The sequence below is a fragment of the Rhizobium sp. Root483D2 genome (assembly GCF_001426685.1).
GTDB classification, from domain to species: Bacteria; Pseudomonadota; Alphaproteobacteria; order Rhizobiales; family Rhizobiaceae; genus Pararhizobium; species Pararhizobium qamdonense.
The window spans coordinates 235,222-250,235 of the sequence record NZ_LMFB01000041.1 but is presented as its reverse complement, the minus strand read 5'-3'; the positions used below and the strand labels follow the sequence as shown (position 1 = coordinate 250,235).

The following is a 15,014-nucleotide window of genomic DNA, read 5'->3' as shown; positions in this document are numbered from 1 at the left end:
AAGGGACAGAGGGGGCTCGAGGATACGTCGCAGAAACATGCGCCGTGGAGATGAGCCGGCGCGTGGCGCCAGACCTGGAGGCCGGACTTGAACGAACATTCCCCTTTGAAACAGACACCCCTGCATGCGCTGCACGTTTCGCTTGGCGCCCGCATGGTGCCGTTTGCCGGCTACGACATGCCGGTGCAATATCCCGCCGGCGTTATGAAGGAGCATCTGCATACCCGCGCTGCCGCCGGACTTTTCGACGTTTCGCATATGGGACAGGTGATCCTGCGGCCAAAATCCGGCAGGATCGAGGACGCAGCACTGGCGCTGGAAAAGCTGGTGCCGGTCGATATTCTCGGTCTTGCGGAAGGGCGCCAGCGCTATGCGCTGTTGACCGGTAAGGACGGCACTATCCTCGACGACCTGATGGTCGCCAATCGCGGCGACCACCTGTTTCTCGTCGTCAACGCCTCCTGCAAGGAGGCCGATTTTGCCCATCTGCTAAAGCATCTCGGCGACACGTGCGAGCTCACCCTGCTTGACGACCGCGCGCTGATTGCGCTGCAGGGACCACGCGCCGAATGCGTGCTTGCCGAGCTCTGGGCCGATATTGCCACCATGCGCTTCATGGATGTGGCGGAAGCAGACCTGCATGACGTGCCCTGCATCATTTCGCGCTCGGGCTATACCGGCGAGGACGGTTTTGAGATCTCGATCCCGGCCGCATCGGCAGAGGACGTGACCCGCCGCATCCTCGAACATCCCGATGTCATGCCGATCGGCCTTGGCGCCCGCGATTCGCTGCGTCTCGAGGCAGGCCTGTGTCTCTATGGCAATGATATCGACACCACGACGACGCCGGTCGAGGCTGGCCTCGAATGGGCGATGCAGAAGGCGCGCCGCACTGGCGGCGCCCGCGCAGGCGGCTTTCCGGGCGCCGATGTCATCTTGCGCCAGTTTGCCGATGGCGCCACCCGCCGCCGCGTTGGCCTGAAGCCGGAGGGCAAGGCCCCGGTTCGCGGCGGTGCACCGCTCTTTGCCGATGCTGACGGCAAGACACCGATCGGCGCCGTCACATCCGGCGGCTTTGGCCCCAGCGCCGATCATCCCGTCGCCATGGGCTATGTCGATAGCGCCCATACCGCCAACGGCACCCAGGTTTTCGCGGAGGTACGCGGCAAATACCTGCCTATCACCGTCGCCGCCCTTCCCTTCGTCACCCCGACCTACAAACGCTGATCAGGAGCTGAACCCATGCTGAAATTTACCGATGAACACGAATGGCTGAAAATCGAGGGTGATATCGCGACCGTCGGCATCACAGCGCATGCCGCCGAACAGCTCGGCGACCTCGTCTTCGTGGAATTGCCGGAAGCCGGCACCGCGCTCGACAAGGGTGCGACCGCTGCGACCGTCGAATCCGTCAAGGCAGCCTCCGACGTCTATTGTCCGCTTGATGGCGAGATCGTCGAGAGCAACCAGGCGATCGTCGACGACCCGGCGCTGGTCAACAGCGATCCGCAGGGTGCCGGATGGTTCTTCAAGCTGAAATTGTCCGATCCGTCTGCCGTGAACGCCCTGTTGGACGAAGCGGCCTATAAGGAGCTGATCGCCTGATGAGCATGCCGAAGGATTTCACCTTTACCGATTACAAGCCGTATGACTTTGCCAACCGGCGCCATATCGGCCCCTCGCCCGATGAAATGACCGAGATGCTCAAGGTCATCGGCTATCAAAGCCTCGATGCCATGATCGACGACACCGTTCCGCCGTCGATCCGTCAGAAAGCTCCGCTTGCCTGGGGGGCTGCCATGACCGAGCGCGAGGCGCTCGACAAGATGCGCGAAACGGCCAACCGCAACAAGAAACTGGTCTCCCTGATTGGCCAAGGATATTACGGCACGATCACGCCGCCGGTCATCCAGCGCAACATCCTGGAAAACCCGGCCTGGTACACGGCCTATACGCCCTACCAGCCCGAGATCAGCCAAGGCCGTCTCGAGGCGTTGCTAAATTATCAGACGATGGTTTGCGACCTCACCGGTCTCGACGTCGCCAATGCCTCGCTGCTCGATGAGGCAACCGCCGCAGCCGAAGCCATGGCCATGGCCGAGCGCGTGGCAAAGTCCAAGGCGAAGGCCTTCTTCGTTGACGAGGGCTGCCATCCGCAGACCATCGCGCTTTTGAAAACGCGCGCCGAGCCGCTCGGCTGGTCGATCGTCATCGGTAACCCCTTCACCGATCTCGATCCGCTCGACGTCTTCGGCGCAATCTTCCAATATCCCGGTACCTATGGCCATGTGCATGATTTCACCGGCCTGATTGCGCGGCTGCACCAGACGGGTGCAATCGCAACCGTCGCCGCCGACCCGCTGGCGCTGGCGCTCCTGAAGTCGCCGGGCGAAATGGGCGCCGATATCGCGATCGGCTGCACGCAGCGCTTCGGCGTTCCCGTTGGCTATGGTGGCCCGCACGCCGCCTATATGGCCGTCAAGGACGCCTATAAGCGCTCGATGCCCGGCAGGCTTGTCGGCGTATCGGTTGATGCGCGGGGGAACCGTGCCTACCGCCTGTCGCTGCAGACCCGCGAACAGCATATCCGCCGCGAAAAGGCGACGTCGAACATCTGCACCGCGCAGGTTCTGCTTGCCGTCATGGCCTCGATGTATGCCGTCTTCCATGGCCCCAAGGGCATCAAGGCCATCGCCCAGAGTGTCCACCAGAAGGCCGTGCTTCTGGCGCTTGGGCTTGAAAAGCTCGGCTATGCCGTCGAGCCCGACGTGTTCTTCGATACGGTTACGGTCGATGTCGGCAAGCTGCAGGGCATCATCCTGAAAACGGCTGTTGCGGAAGAAGTCAACCTTCGCCGCATCGGCACCACCAAGATCGGCATCAGCCTGGACGAGCGCTCGCGCCCGGTCACGCTGGAAGCCGTCTGGCGGGCGTTCGGCGGCGATTTCAACGTCGAGGATTTCGAGGCCGGTTACCGCCTTCCCGAAACGCTGTTGCGCACCAGCGAATACCTCACGCACCCGATATTCCATATGAACCGTGCGGAAAGCGAGATGACCCGCTATATCCGCCGGCTGTCGGACCGGGATCTGGCGCTTGACCGCTCGATGATCCCGCTCGGGTCCTGCACGATGAAGCTAAACGCCACAGCCGAAATGCTGCCGATCACCTGGCCGGAATTCGCCGAAATCCACCCCTTCGTGCCGGCAGACCAGGCCGAAGGCTACCGCCACATGATCACCGATCTTAGCCAGAAGCTCTGCGAAATCACCGGTTATGATGCGGTCTCCATGCAGCCCAATTCGGGCGCGCAAGGCGAATATGCCGGACTTCTGACGATCCGCGCCTATCATCTCGCCAATGGCGACGGCCACCGCGATGTCTGCCTGATCCCGACCTCCGCGCATGGCACCAATCCGGCCTCCGCGCAGATGGCCGGCATGAAGGTCGTCGTCGTAAAGGTCAGCGATAACGGCGATATCGACATGGATGATTTCCGTGCAAAAGCAGAGCAGTATGGGAAAAACCTCTCGTGCTGCATGATCACCTATCCATCGACGCACGGCGTGTTTGAGGAAAATGTCCGCGAAGTCTGCGACATCGTCCATACGCATGGCGGCCAGGTCTATCTCGATGGCGCCAACATGAACGCCATGGTCGGCCTTGCCCGGCCCGGCGACATCGGCTCCGATGTCAGCCATCTCAACCTGCACAAGACCTTCTGCATTCCCCATGGCGGCGGCGGTCCTGGCATGGGGCCGATCGGTGTCAAGGCGCATCTTGCCCCTTACCTGCCCGGCCATCCAGAAACCGATGGCGGCGAAGGTGCAGTATCGGCAGCGCCGTTCGGTTCGGCTTCCATTCTGCCGATCTCCTGGAGCTACTGCCTGATGATGGGCGGCGAAGGGCTAACGCAGGCAACCAAGGTGGCGATCCTCAACGCCAACTATATCGCGGCACGGCTGAAGGGCGCCTATGACGTGCTCTACAAATCGGCCAAGGGACGCGTGGCGCACGAATGCATCGTCGATACCCGTCCGCTGGTCGAAAGCGCCGGGGTGACCGTCGATGATGTGGCGAAACGCCTGATCGACTGCGGTTTCCACGCGCCGACCATGAGCTGGCCGGTTGCCGGCACGCTGATGATCGAGCCGACGGAATCGGAAACGAAGGCCGAACTCGACCGCTTCTGCGACGCCATGCTCGCCATCCGCGCCGAGGCGCAGGCGATCGAGGACGGCAAGATGGACCGGGTGAACAACCCGCTGAAGAATGCACCGCACACGGTCGAAGACCTGGTCGGCGAGTGGGATCGCCCCTATTCGCGCGAACAGGCCTGCTACCCGCCGGGCGCTTTCCGTGTCGACAAATACTGGTCCCCGGTCAACCGCGTCGACAACGTCTTCGGCGACCGCAACCTGGTCTGCACCTGCCCGCCCCTGGAAGACTATGCCGAAGCGGCAGAGTAAGGATTGAGAGGGGCGCCCCCGGGCGCCCCTTCTGTTGCACACACTGAATAAGATTATCTGGTGGGAGCGATACCCCACTCTCCGTCATCCTCGTCCCTGTGGCGCAGATCCAGCGACCCGACGTCTGGAGGGTAAAAAGACTCTTTCAGATCAAAGGCTTGAGATTTGTGGATTCCTGTGGCAAGCACAGGAACGACGGGGGATTGGGGTTCGCGTAGTGTCCCAAATGACATACAAAATGCCGGCAACTGATTTTGTCAGCCTCCTAATGGGCGCTCGACGCGCGCCAATCGGGCATGTGCCGTTCAAACGCCCTCAGACTGGTCCGGAAGCAGCAGAACGAAGCGCGCCCCTTGCGTGAATGACGTGTCGAGCGCGATGGAGCCGCCATGGCTCTCGGCGATCCGTTTGGCCAGCGCCAGTCCGATGCCTGTCCCCGGATAGACGGTTTCATCCCGGTGCAGGCGCTGGAAGACATCGAAAATTTTCGTTGCGAAGCGTGGATCGACGCCGATGCCGTTGTCCTCGAAGATCACCCGGATCGTGCCGCTTTCCGTTTCCGCATAAATCCGGATCACCGGTTTCACGTCCTTGCGGCGGTACTTGATGGCATTGCCGATCAGGTTCTGGCAAAGACGCTTCAGCAGTTCCGTATCGCCTTTCAGCTGCGGCAATGCCTGAACATCGATCGTGGCGTCGGCCTCGCGAATGAAACTGTCGAGATTGAGGATGGTCTCTGAAATCACCTCGGTCATCGAGACCACCTGCCAGCTGCCGATTTCGTCGGCGATCTGGGCGTAGTCGAGCAGGCTGTCAATCAACTGGTACATCCGCCGCGCACCCTGGCGCAGATGGCCGGCATAGACCGGAATTTCCTCCAGATTGCCGCTGGCCACATCCTCGCTGATCATCTCGGAAAACATCGACATATGCCGCAGCGGCGCCTTCAGGTCGTGCGACACCGTACCGGTGAAACGGTTGAGGGCCGCGTTCTTGCGCTCGAGTTCAGCGCTCTGCCGGGCGATTCGCTGCTGCTGCAATTTCAGTTCGGTGATGTCACGGCCGACAGTGACATATTCGATCAGCTCACCGCGCTCGTACAGCGCGATATTCGACCAGAACAGCCAGAGATCGGACCCATCGGGCAATTTCCGGTGCTGTTCGCGCGTGGACAGCGGCTCGTCTACCGAAAGGTTTTGAAGCAGCGCGGCCAGGTTTGCCCGGTCCTCTTCCGGAACGAAATCGAGCAGCTGCCGTCCAATCAGCGCATCGGCGGCCATGCCGGCGAGCTTGGCGTAGCGGTCGTTGACGAACGTATAGGTAAGATCGGGAGCGACACGGCTGATGACATCGGGAATATTCTGCACCAGCGAATAATATTCGAGCCTTTGCCGCTCCAGTGCGATTTCAGCCCGTTTCAGATCGGTGACGTCGATGCGAAGCGCAACGGTGTAGCCGTCTTCCGTCTTGAAGTCCTCCACCCGCAGCCAGCGGCCGTCGCCATAGGGAAAGATCTGGTGATCGCCGCCCGGGTTGCGAAAAGCCCGCATCCGGTTCTCAAGCCAGGCTTTTGCCTTTGGCGACCCGACGGGCGCGCTGGGATAATATCCCACCTCGTAGACGGCGAGCACGATCTCTTCGGCCGTCATGCCGATTTTGAGCCTTGGCCCCGCTGCGCCGCAAATCTGTCGATAGGCATCGTTATAGATGATGATCCGCTCATCCCGGTCGAAGATCGCAAACCCCTCCGGAATAGCCTGCAGCGCGGTCTCGAGAATATCGCCGGCGGTGCGGTGCGCGCGGTGAGGTTCCAGATTGGCTGGGAGATCGCGGATGTCGTGGATAATAGCGGCAGACCCACGCCTGACGCCATCCGCATCGATGATGGGTGCGACACGCAGCCGGGCTTCGAACACCGTGCCGTCGCGGCGGCTGAAGCGATGGACCGCTTCGGAAAACCGCGCCTTTTGAAGACCCTCCACGCTCTGGCAAAGGCTGGCTTCAACCTCATGTCCGCTCGCAAAGAGATGACGCACGGGACCACCGGTCAGTTCATGGGCGGCATAACCGAACTGCTCGATCGCCGCCGCATTGACCGACAGGATGGCACCATCGGCATCAACAAGGATGACGGGGGACGGAAAGATATCATAGATCGCTTGCAGGAAATCTGTCTGCGCCGCCGTCATCGGGTCATGCTCCGCCCAACACTGGGAGAAGCATAAAACAGAAAAAGAGACTGGCGCAAACCAGTCTCTTCCTGAATTCGAATCAAGCGCCACAGGAGCGCAGCGACAGGCCTCAGCTGGCGCGAACCACCGCGTCACCCTTGGCCGCCAGCGCAGCAAGATCGGCGGGCTTCAGTTCGACGGATTCGCCGCAACCGCAGGCCGATGTCTGGTTCGGGTTGTTGAAGGTGAAGCCGGAGCGCAGCGTCGTGACTTCGAAGTCCATCCGCGTTCCGAGCAGGTAAAGCACGGCTTCGGGGGCGACCCAGACCTTGGCGCCCTGATGTTCGACCAGATCGTCTTTCGGGTTCGCTGAGGTCACCATGTCGATGGCATATTCCATGCCGGCGCAGCCGCCCTTCTTGATCCCGACACGAATACCCTGGGCATCACCGCCGGCATTTTCGACGATCGCCTTGACGCGGCCTGCCGCCGCATCGGTCAAACTCATGATTGCAAAGCCCATCGGCCGTTCTCCTTGTAGCCACCAGGTTCAAGGCCTGATGCTTTCCGAGTCCAGAATGTAATGCGCACCGGTTAAGGGATCAATACGCGATCAGTACCAGCCGACCGCAACCTGCGCCTCTTCCGACATGCGGTCCGGCGTCCACGGCGGATCGAAGGTCATCGACACTTCGACGCCCGATACGCCTTCGACGGAACTGACTGCATTTTCCACCCATCCCGGCATTTCGCCGGCAACGGGGCAGCCGGGGGCCGTCAACGTCATGGCGATCTTGACCATGCGGTCATCTTCGATATCGATCTTGTAGATCAGCCCCAGTTCGAAAATATCGGCGGGGATTTCCGGGTCATAGACGGTCTTCAGCGCGGAAATCACGTCATCGCTCAGGCGCGCCAGTTCGTCTGCGGGAATAGCGGAGTGAACGAGGCCTTCACGGACATCGATCTTGTCTTCGGTCGTATCAAGGCTCATCGGCTTCATGTCCTTACGCAAAGAATTTGCGCGCTTGATCCAGCGCATCCACCAGAATGTCGACTTCGGCCCGCGTATTGTAGAGGCCAAAGGATGCACGGCATGTGGAGGTCACGCCGAAGCGTTTCAAGAGCGGCTGGGCACAATGCGTTCCCGCCCGCACCGCCACGCCGGCGCGGTCGATCACCATCGACACGTCATGGGCGTGGATGCCTTCGAGTTCGAAAGAGAAGATACCACCTTTGCCCGGTGCCGTCCCGATCACCCGCAGCGAATTGACCGACGACAGGCGCTGATGCGCATAGGCGGCAAGATCGGCTTCGTGGGCCGCGATTGCCGCCCGCCCGATCGTGTCCATGTAATCCAGCGCATAGCCAAGGCCGATCGCCTGGACGATCGGCGGCGTACCGGCCTCGAACCGGTGCGGTGGCTCGTTATACGTGACCGCGTCTTCGGTCACCTCGACGATCATCTCGCCGCCACCCATGAAGGGACGCATTTCCTTTAGCCGGTCCATCTTGCCGTAGAGCACGCCGATGCCCGAGGGACCATAGAGCTTGTGCCCGGTCATCACGTACCAGTCGCAATCGATATCCTGCACATCCACGGGCATATGAACGGCGGCCTGGCTGCCGTCCACCAGCACCGGAATGCCGCGCTCGCGCGCGATCCGGCAGATTTCCTTGACGGGAACGACGGTGCCGAGTGCGTTCGACATATGGGTGATGGCGATCAGCTTGGTCTTGTCGGTCAGGCATTTGACGAAGTCGTCGATATGAAACGCACCCTGATCATCGACCGGCGCCCAGACCAGCTTGGCGCCCTGGCGTTCCCGGATGAAATGCCAGGGAACGATGTTGGAATGATGCTCCATGATCGAAATGACGATCTCGTCACCATCACCGATCTTCGGCATGCCGTAACCGTAAGCGACCGTGTTGATCGCCTCGGTGGAGGATTTGGTGAAGATGATGTTGTCGACCGACGGCGCGTTCAGGAAGCGGCGCACCTTTTCGCGCGCACCCTCATAGGCGTCGGTTGCCGCGTTCGACAGGAAATGCAGGCCGCGATGGACATTGGCATATTCATTGGAATAGGCATTGGAGATGGCGTCGATGACCACCTGCGGCTTCTGTGCCGAGGCGCCGTTGTCGAGATAGACAAGCGGCTTGCCGTACACGGTCCGCGAGAGGATCGGAAAATCCCTGCGGATCGCTTCGACGTCATAGGCCGGCACCGGCACCGTGTGTTCCATGTCCATGATCCAATCAGGCGTGCTTTTCCAGCCAGGCGGCGATGATCGTTTCCAGTGTCTCGATCAGTCCCTCGTCCTCGAGCTCCTCGACGATCTCATCGACAAACGCATTGACCAGCATGGCGCGGGCCTTGTTTTCCGGGATGCCGCGCGCACGCAGGTAATAGAGATGCGTCGGGTTGATATCGATGACGGTGGCGCCATGGCCGCACTGAACGTCGTCAGCAAAGATTTCCAGCTCCGGCTTGGCCGAGAAATCGGCGTCGTCGGACAGGAGCAGCGTGTTGCACGCCATCTTCGCGTCGGTCTTCTGCGCATCCGGAGCAACCCGGATCTGGCCCTGGAAAACGCCCTTGGCACGATCAAACAGCACGTTGCGCAGGATTTCCGTTGATGTCGTGTTCGGCACGTCATGGCCGAGCGTGAACGTCACATCGGTATGGGTATCGCCGCCGAGCAGGTTGATGCCGCGCAGCTTGAAATCGGCCCCTTCGCCCGTGGTGACGCCATGCACTTCCTGACGCACCAGCTTGCCGCCGGCATTGATGATGAACAGGCGCAGTTTGGAATTGGTGCCGAGATCGAAGTTCACCTGAGCCAGATGGCTGTCGTTGGCGCCCTGCTGCTGCAGGATGATCCAGGTGATCTCGGCGCCTTCATCGAGGATCAGGTCGCTGACGACGGTCACCAGGCTTGCGGCATCATTGACCGAAAGATGGCGCTCGATGATCGTGGCCTTGGAATTGGCGCCGAACGTCACCGGAAAGCGGGAATGGCTCTGGCCGGAACTTTGAACCAGCTGGAACTCGATCGGCTGTTCAAGCTCGGTACCCTCAGGCACTTCGATCTCGAACCCGTCGCGCACGAAGCTGCCATTGATGCGCCCAACGGCGTCGTCCTCATCGCGTTCCACCAGATCGGCGGCGGCAACGCCATCGATCAGGCTTTCGGCATAGGAGCGCACGTTGATGCCGGCAGGCAGGTTCTTGGTATCCGCCTTGCCGTTCAAAACGGCAAGCACCGAAGAACCGGGAACCAGCGGATCGACCCTTTGCGCAAACGCCGTCGGATCGTAGGCCGGAACGGCGCGCAGGAGCGCGCGCAGGTCCGTATAATGCCAAGATTCGACCCGGCGCGTCGGCAGGCCCTGCTGGCGCAGATTGGCCAGGAGCGTATCGCGCGCAGACAGCACGGCGCCCTCGCCGGGCAGTTCACCGATCTGGGCAGTATAGGCATCGACGAGGGCCGTTTCGGCGGCTGTCATCGTGATGGCCGTTTGCATGTTCATGCCGTTACTCCTCAAGCCGCCGCATCGATGATGTCGGCATACCCATTGGCTTCGAGATCAAGCGCCAGCGACTTGTCGCCCGACTTGATGATCTGGCCCTTGTAGAGAACATGGACGCTATCGGGCACGATATATTCCAGGAGGCGCTGGTAATGGGTGATGACGATGACAGCGCGGTCCGGCGAACGCAGCGCGTTGACGCCGTCCGAAACGATCTTCAGCGCGTCGATGTCAAGGCCGCTGTCGGTCTCGTCGAGCACGCAAAGCTTCGGCTCCAGCAGCGCCATCTGCAGGATTTCCGCACGCTTCTTCTCGCCGCCGGAGAAACCGACATTGAGCGGGCGCTTCAGCATATCCGGGTTGATCTGCAGCTTGGCGGCGGCCTCCTTGACGCGGCGGATGAAATCCGGCGTCGAAAGCTCGTCTTCGCCGCGATACTTGCGCTGCTCGTTGAGCGCGACCTTGAGGAACTGCATGGTCGCAACACCCGGGATTTCGACCGGATACTGGAAGGCAAGGAAGATGCCCTTGGCGGCGCGCTCGGACGGATCGAGCTCAAGGATGCTCTCGCCATTATAGAGGATATCGCCTTCGGTGACTTCATAATCGCTGCGGCCCGACAGGATGTAGGACAGCGTCGACTTGCCGGAGCCGTTCGGCCCCATGATGGCAGCAACTTCACCGGCCTTCACGGTCAGGTTCAGACCACGAATGATCTCGGTACCGTCTTCGGCGATGCGGGCATGGAGGTTTCTGATTTCAAGCATTGCAGTCTCTCTCAATCTTGTCTTTTTCTTCCGGTCAGGAAGCGATCCAATGTCTTATTCTTGACCTCCGCGCTCAGCCAGAAAATGGCGGCGAGAGCAGCGGCCGATATGATCCCGATAGTCTTGGCAAGCTGCCAATCAAAACTTAAGCCAGCAAAACCGAGAAACAGACCGCAAATCGAAACGAAAATGGCCAGTGCCATGACTTTCATTCCCGCTGTCATTCCCCTTTGCCCGGTCAATCACGTCTCCAAAATCGGCTCCATCAGATCCTCGGGACAAGCCCGAGGATGACGGTCAGTTCGTCAACCCACGCTACCTTCCAGCGAAATCCCGATCAGCTTCTGCGCTTCAACCGCAAATTCCATCGGCAGTTCCTGGATGACTTCCTTGACGAAGCCGTTGACGATCAGTGCGATTGCCGCTTCCGTGGGAATGCCGCGCTGCAGGCAGTAGAACAGCTGGTCTTCGGAAATCTTCGAGGTCGTCGCCTCATGCTCGAACTGCGCCGAGGAATTGCGGGCCTCGATATAGGGCACCGTATGGGCGCCGCACTTGTCGCCGATCAGCAGGCTGTCGCACTGGGTGAAGTTGCGTGCGTTTTCTGCCTTGCGGTGGGTCGAGACCTGGCCGCGATAGGTGTTCTGGCTGACGCCTGCGGCAATGCCCTTGGAAACGATGCGGCTCGACGTGTTCTTGCCGAGATGGATCATCTTGGTGCCCGAGTCGATCTGCTGGTGACCGTTGGAAACGGCGATCGAGTAGAACTCGCCGCGCGAGCCATCGCCACGCAGGATGCAGGACGGGTATTTCCAGGTGATCGCCGAGCCGGTTTCGACCTGCGTCCACGAAATCTTGGAATTCTTGCCACGGCAATCGCCACGCTTGGTGACGAAATTGTAGATGCCGCCCTTGCCGTCCTTGTCGCCCGGATACCAGTTCTGGACGGTGGAATATTTGATTTCGGCATCGTCGAGCGCAACCAGTTCGACAACCGCCGCATGCAGCTGGTTTTCGTCGCGCTGGGGTGCGGTGCAGCCCTCCAGATAGGAAACGTAGGCGCCCTCTTCCGCAATGATCAGCGTGCGCTCGAACTGGCCGGTGCCCTTCTCGTTGATGCGGAAATAGGTCGACAGTTCCATCGGGCAGCGAACGCCCTTGGGGACATAGACGAAGGATCCATCCGTAAAGACGGCGCAGTTCAGCGTCGCATAATAATTGTCGGTCGTCGGAACGACGGTGCCGAGATATTTCTTCACCAGATCCGGATGTTCGCGGATGGCTTCCGAGATCGACATGAAGATCACGCCGGCCTTCTTCAGTTCTTCCTTGAACGTGGTCACGACCGAAACGGAATCGAACACGGCATCGACGGCGATGCGCGGCGTTTTCACGCCCGCCAGGATTTCCTGCTCGCGAAGCGGAATGCCGAGCTTTTCATAGACCCGCAAAAGCTCCGGATCGACGTCGTCGATCGAGGTCGGGCCGGGCGTGCTCTTTGGGGCTGCGTAGAAATAGATGTCGCTGAAATCGATCTTCGGATAGTTGACGCGCGCCCATGTCGGCTCTTCCAGCGTTAGCCAGCGCTGATACGCCTCCAGACGCCATTCGAGCATCCAGTCCGGTTCGTTCTTCTTTGCCGAAATGAAGCGGATGATGTCTTCGGACAGGCCCTTGGGCGCCTTGTCCATTTCGATCGTCGTCTCAAACCCGTATTTGTACTGGTCCACATCGATCAGGGCGACCTGATCGATTGTTTCCTGCACAGCAGCCATGTCGTTCTCCAATCTCGCCGGATACAAGGTCCGGCAGCTTGTCAGTACGATACAATGTTCGTGTATCGCCTATGTAGTGGGCTTAAGGGGCATTTTCACCCCGTTTGCCAAGCGGAAAATTCAATTTCCGCAATTTAATTCAGAGTCAAGCCGCAGCCCCCGCGAGCCTGCGGCGCGCCGCAACTTTGGCAAAGACCGCAGCGCATCTGTCAATTTCATCCTCAGTCGTCGCCGGCCCGATCGAAATCCGCAGCGCACCATGCCGAGGATCATGGCCCATGGCCGACAGAACATAGCTCTGGCCGACCTTGCCGGACGAGCAGGCGGAACCGGCCGAAAGCGCGACACCCTCCAGGTCGAAGGCGATCTGGCCGGTTTCCGATTTGAGCCCCGGCAGCGTGAAAAAGCATGTATTGCCAATGCGCGCGCCAGCAAGGCCATGAATGATGACATCCGGTGCAGCCTCGATCATCGCAACCTCCAGCCGGTCGCGCCGTGCAGACACGCCGCGCATGCGCCCTTCCAGGCCCTCGGCCGCACACCGCGCGGCCGCGCCAAATCCGGCAATAGCCGCCGGATTTTCAGTTCCGGAGCGATGCCCCTTCTCCTGGCCGCCGCCACGGATCAGCGCCGAAGGCATCAGGATTTCGCCACGCGCGATCAGCGCGCCAACACCCTTCGGACCGCCGATCTTGTGCGACGAGAGGATCAGGAAATCCGCTCCTAGCGCCTCGATCGACACAGGCAGCCGTCCGGCAGCCTGAACCGCATCGACAACCAGAATGCCGCCCACCGCCTTGATCAGGCGGGACACGTCCTCGATGGGCTGGACGATGCCTGTCTCGTTATTGACCAGCATCACCGCAACCATCGGCAGGCCGGATTGCCGGTCATGCGCGGCAAGCGCAGCTTCCAGTGCTGCAAGATCGATCGTGCCCTCAGGCGTCACGGCGATTTCGCTGATCGCATTGGCCGCAAACCGCCCGCCTTCGCGGACAGCCGGATGCTCGATGGCAGAAATATAGAGATGGCCGATGGTCAGCGGCGTCTTGCCCATGCGGAAATCGGGTGTCAGCACCCAATTGGCCGCCTCCGTCGCGCCGCTGGTAAAGGTAACATTGGCGGAGGCCGCATCGCAAAGGGCTGCGACCTCACGGCGGGCATTTTCGATCAGGGTGCGGATTTTGCGGCCCTCGCCATGCACCGAGGATGGGTTGCCGTTAAGATCAAGCGCGCAATGGCATGCCTCGCGCGCAGCCGGCAAGAGCGGCGCGGTGGCATTCCAGTCCATGTAGATGCGCTCTTGTCCCATATTCCCTTGCCAAAGATGGACCGGCTGCCATGTAAAGGCATGCGGCCAGTGCATTTTCCTTGAATTTTTTGCTTCGCTTGCCGTAAGAGACAGCACTCGCCACGGAAAGTCCGTGTCAAAGTTTTGAATGGTTCTAAACTGGTTTTAGAAAAGCTGACTGCTTTCGTCAAGACTGCATCGGCGCTGAAACGGTTTTTAGTCCCAGAATCAAGCCCGGAGAGCCAATGCCCGAAATCATCTTCAACGGACCGGCCGGTCGCCTCGAAGGCCGTTACCAGCCGTCCAAGCAGAAGAATGCCCCGATCGCCATCGTTTTGCACCCGCATCCGCAGTTTGGCGGCACGATGAACAACCAGATCGTCTACCAGCTGTTCTACATGTTCCAGAAGCGCGGCTTTACCACGCTCCGGTTCAATTTCCGCTCCATCGGCCGCAGCCAGGGCGAATTCGACCACGGCGCCGGCGAACTGTCGGATGCCGCTTCCGCGCTCGACTGGGTGCAGAGCATGCATCCTGATTCGAAGAGCTGCTGGGTCGCCGGCTATTCCTTCGGCGCCTGGATCGGCATGCAGCTCCTGATGCGCCGTCCGGAAATCGAAGGCTTCATGTCGATCGCGCCGCAGCCGAATACCTACGACTTCTCGTTCCTGGCGCCCTGCCCGTCCTCCGGCCTGATCATCAACGGCGATCTCGACAAGGTTGCGCCTGAAAAAGACGTCAACAACCTCGTCGACAAGCTGAAGGCCCAGAAGGGCATCCTGATCACCCACAAGACCGTGCCGGGAGCCAACCACTTCTTCAACGGCCAGGTCGATACGCTGATGGCCGAATGCGAGGATTATCTCGACCGGCGGCTGAACGGCGAACTGACGCCGGAACCGGCAGCAAAGCGCATCCGCTGACGATTGGGGCGGTCTTCCGCCCCGTCATCACGACACGGGCACTCCGGGCATTGCCTGGCTTTCCATAGGTCCAAATGGCAC

General features: G+C 60.5%; 13 protein-coding genes. 4 read left to right on the top strand and 9 right to left on the bottom strand.

Annotation, left to right across the window (positions count from 1 at the left end):
• Positions 1-87: 87 nt before the first annotated feature.
• From gcvT to gcvP, 3 genes are read left to right on the top strand one after another with little or no spacing between them, the layout of a single operon-like run.
• Positions 88-1,227 carry a glycine cleavage system aminomethyltransferase GcvT gene (gcvT, locus tag ASD32_RS26005; RefSeq protein WP_060640914.1) on the top strand — a complete coding sequence of 380 codons (1,140 nt, stop codon included), beginning with the start codon at positions 88-90 and terminating at the stop codon, positions 1,225-1,227.
• 15 nt (positions 1,228-1,242) lie between these two features.
• Complete coding sequence (gene gcvH, locus ASD32_RS26000; RefSeq protein WP_060640913.1) at positions 1,243-1,605, top strand: glycine cleavage system protein GcvH; 363 nt, start codon at positions 1,243-1,245, stop codon at positions 1,603-1,605.
• Positions 1,605-4,469, top strand: coding sequence for an aminomethyl-transferring glycine dehydrogenase (gene gcvP / locus ASD32_RS25995; protein WP_060640912.1), 2,865 nt, complete (start codon positions 1,605-1,607; stop codon positions 4,467-4,469). The genes gcvH and gcvP overlap by 1 nt, the downstream gene beginning before the upstream one ends.
• A gap of 305 nt (positions 4,470-4,774) precedes the next feature.
• Here gcvP and ASD32_RS25990 read toward each other — a convergent pair whose 3' ends face one another.
• The 9 genes from ASD32_RS25990 to ASD32_RS25950 form a co-directional block, all read right to left on the bottom strand.
• Positions 4,775-6,658 carry a PAS domain S-box protein gene (locus tag ASD32_RS25990; protein ID WP_060640911.1) on the bottom strand — a complete coding sequence of 628 codons (1,884 nt, stop codon included), beginning with the start codon at positions 6,656-6,658 and terminating at the stop codon, positions 4,775-4,777.
• A 112-nt stretch (positions 6,659-6,770) separates the two neighbouring features.
• Positions 6,771-7,163: a Fe-S cluster assembly scaffold SufA gene (gene sufA, locus ASD32_RS25985; RefSeq protein WP_060640910.1), complete on the bottom strand. Its 393-nt coding sequence runs from the start codon at positions 7,161-7,163 to the stop codon at positions 6,771-6,773.
• Between the two features lie 90 nt (positions 7,164-7,253).
• Positions 7,254-7,634 (bottom strand): SUF system Fe-S cluster assembly protein, encoded by a 381-nt coding sequence (locus tag ASD32_RS25980; RefSeq protein WP_060641017.1) that lies wholly within the window; start codon positions 7,632-7,634, stop codon positions 7,254-7,256.
• Positions 7,635-7,647: 13 nt separating this feature from the next.
• Positions 7,648-8,889, bottom strand: a complete 1,242-nt coding sequence (locus tag ASD32_RS25975) for a cysteine desulfurase (protein WP_060641016.1) — start codon at positions 8,887-8,889, stop codon at positions 7,648-7,650.
• 13 nt (positions 8,890-8,902) lie between these two features.
• Positions 8,903-10,177, bottom strand: coding sequence for a Fe-S cluster assembly protein SufD (gene sufD, locus ASD32_RS25970; protein WP_060640909.1), 1,275 nt, complete (start codon positions 10,175-10,177; stop codon positions 8,903-8,905).
• An 11-nt stretch (positions 10,178-10,188) separates the two neighbouring features.
• Positions 10,189-10,944, bottom strand: coding sequence for a Fe-S cluster assembly ATPase SufC (sufC, locus tag ASD32_RS25965; RefSeq protein ID WP_060640908.1), 756 nt, complete (start codon positions 10,942-10,944; stop codon positions 10,189-10,191).
• Between the two features lie 11 nt (positions 10,945-10,955).
• On the bottom strand, positions 10,956-11,147 hold the full coding sequence (locus tag ASD32_RS25960; protein WP_156383359.1) for a hypothetical protein: 192 nt from the start codon (positions 11,145-11,147) through the stop codon (positions 10,956-10,958).
• A 102-nt stretch (positions 11,148-11,249) separates the two neighbouring features.
• The gene (gene sufB, locus ASD32_RS25955) at positions 11,250-12,719 is read right to left on the bottom strand and encodes a Fe-S cluster assembly protein SufB (protein ID WP_060640906.1); all 1,470 of its coding nucleotides are present in this window, start codon (positions 12,717-12,719) and stop codon (positions 11,250-11,252) included.
• Positions 12,720-12,864: 145 nt separating this feature from the next.
• Entirely contained in the window at positions 12,865-14,031 is a 1,167-nt protein-coding gene (locus ASD32_RS25950) for a cysteine desulfurase family protein (protein ID WP_060641015.1), read from the bottom strand.
• Positions 14,032-14,237: 206 nt separating this feature from the next.
• Here ASD32_RS25950 and ASD32_RS25945 point away from each other — a divergent pair, with 206 nt between their 5' ends.
• Positions 14,238-14,933 carry an alpha/beta hydrolase gene (locus ASD32_RS25945; protein ID WP_348270753.1) on the top strand — a complete coding sequence of 232 codons (696 nt, stop codon included), beginning with the start codon at positions 14,238-14,240 and terminating at the stop codon, positions 14,931-14,933.
• Positions 14,934-15,014 lie beyond the last annotated feature (81 nt).

Bases quoted from the DNA above. Each gene is read 5' to 3' on its own strand.
- ASD32_RS25975 (WP_060641016.1), bottom strand. From the start codon at position 8,889: ATGGAACACACGGTGCCGGTGCCGGCCTATGACGTCGAAGCGATCCGC.
- sufB (WP_060640906.1), bottom strand. From the start codon at position 12,719: ATGGCTGCTGTGCAGGAAACAATCGATCAGGTCGCCCTGATCGATGTG.
- ASD32_RS25990 (WP_060640911.1), bottom strand. From the start codon at position 6,658: ATGACGGCGGCGCAGACAGATTTCCTGCAAGCGATCTATGATATCTTT.
- ASD32_RS25980 (WP_060641017.1), bottom strand. From the start codon at position 7,634: ATGAGCCTTGATACGACCGAAGACAAGATCGATGTCCGTGAAGGCCTC.
- ASD32_RS25960 (WP_156383359.1), bottom strand. From the start codon at position 11,147: ATGGCACTGGCCATTTTCGTTTCGATTTGCGGTCTGTTTCTCGGTTTT.
- sufA (WP_060640910.1), bottom strand. From the start codon at position 7,163: ATGGGCTTTGCAATCATGAGTTTGACCGATGCGGCGGCAGGCCGCGTC.
- gcvH (WP_060640913.1), top strand. From the start codon at position 1,243: ATGCTGAAATTTACCGATGAACACGAATGGCTGAAAATCGAGGGTGAT.
- sufD (WP_060640909.1), bottom strand. From the start codon at position 10,177: ATGAACATGCAAACGGCCATCACGATGACAGCCGCCGAAACGGCCCTC.
- sufC (WP_060640908.1), bottom strand. From the start codon at position 10,944: ATGCTTGAAATCAGAAACCTCCATGCCCGCATCGCCGAAGACGGTACC.
- ASD32_RS25950 (WP_060641015.1), bottom strand. From the start codon at position 14,031: ATGGGACAAGAGCGCATCTACATGGACTGGAATGCCACCGCGCCGCTC.
- gcvP (WP_060640912.1), top strand. From the start codon at position 1,605: ATGAGCATGCCGAAGGATTTCACCTTTACCGATTACAAGCCGTATGAC.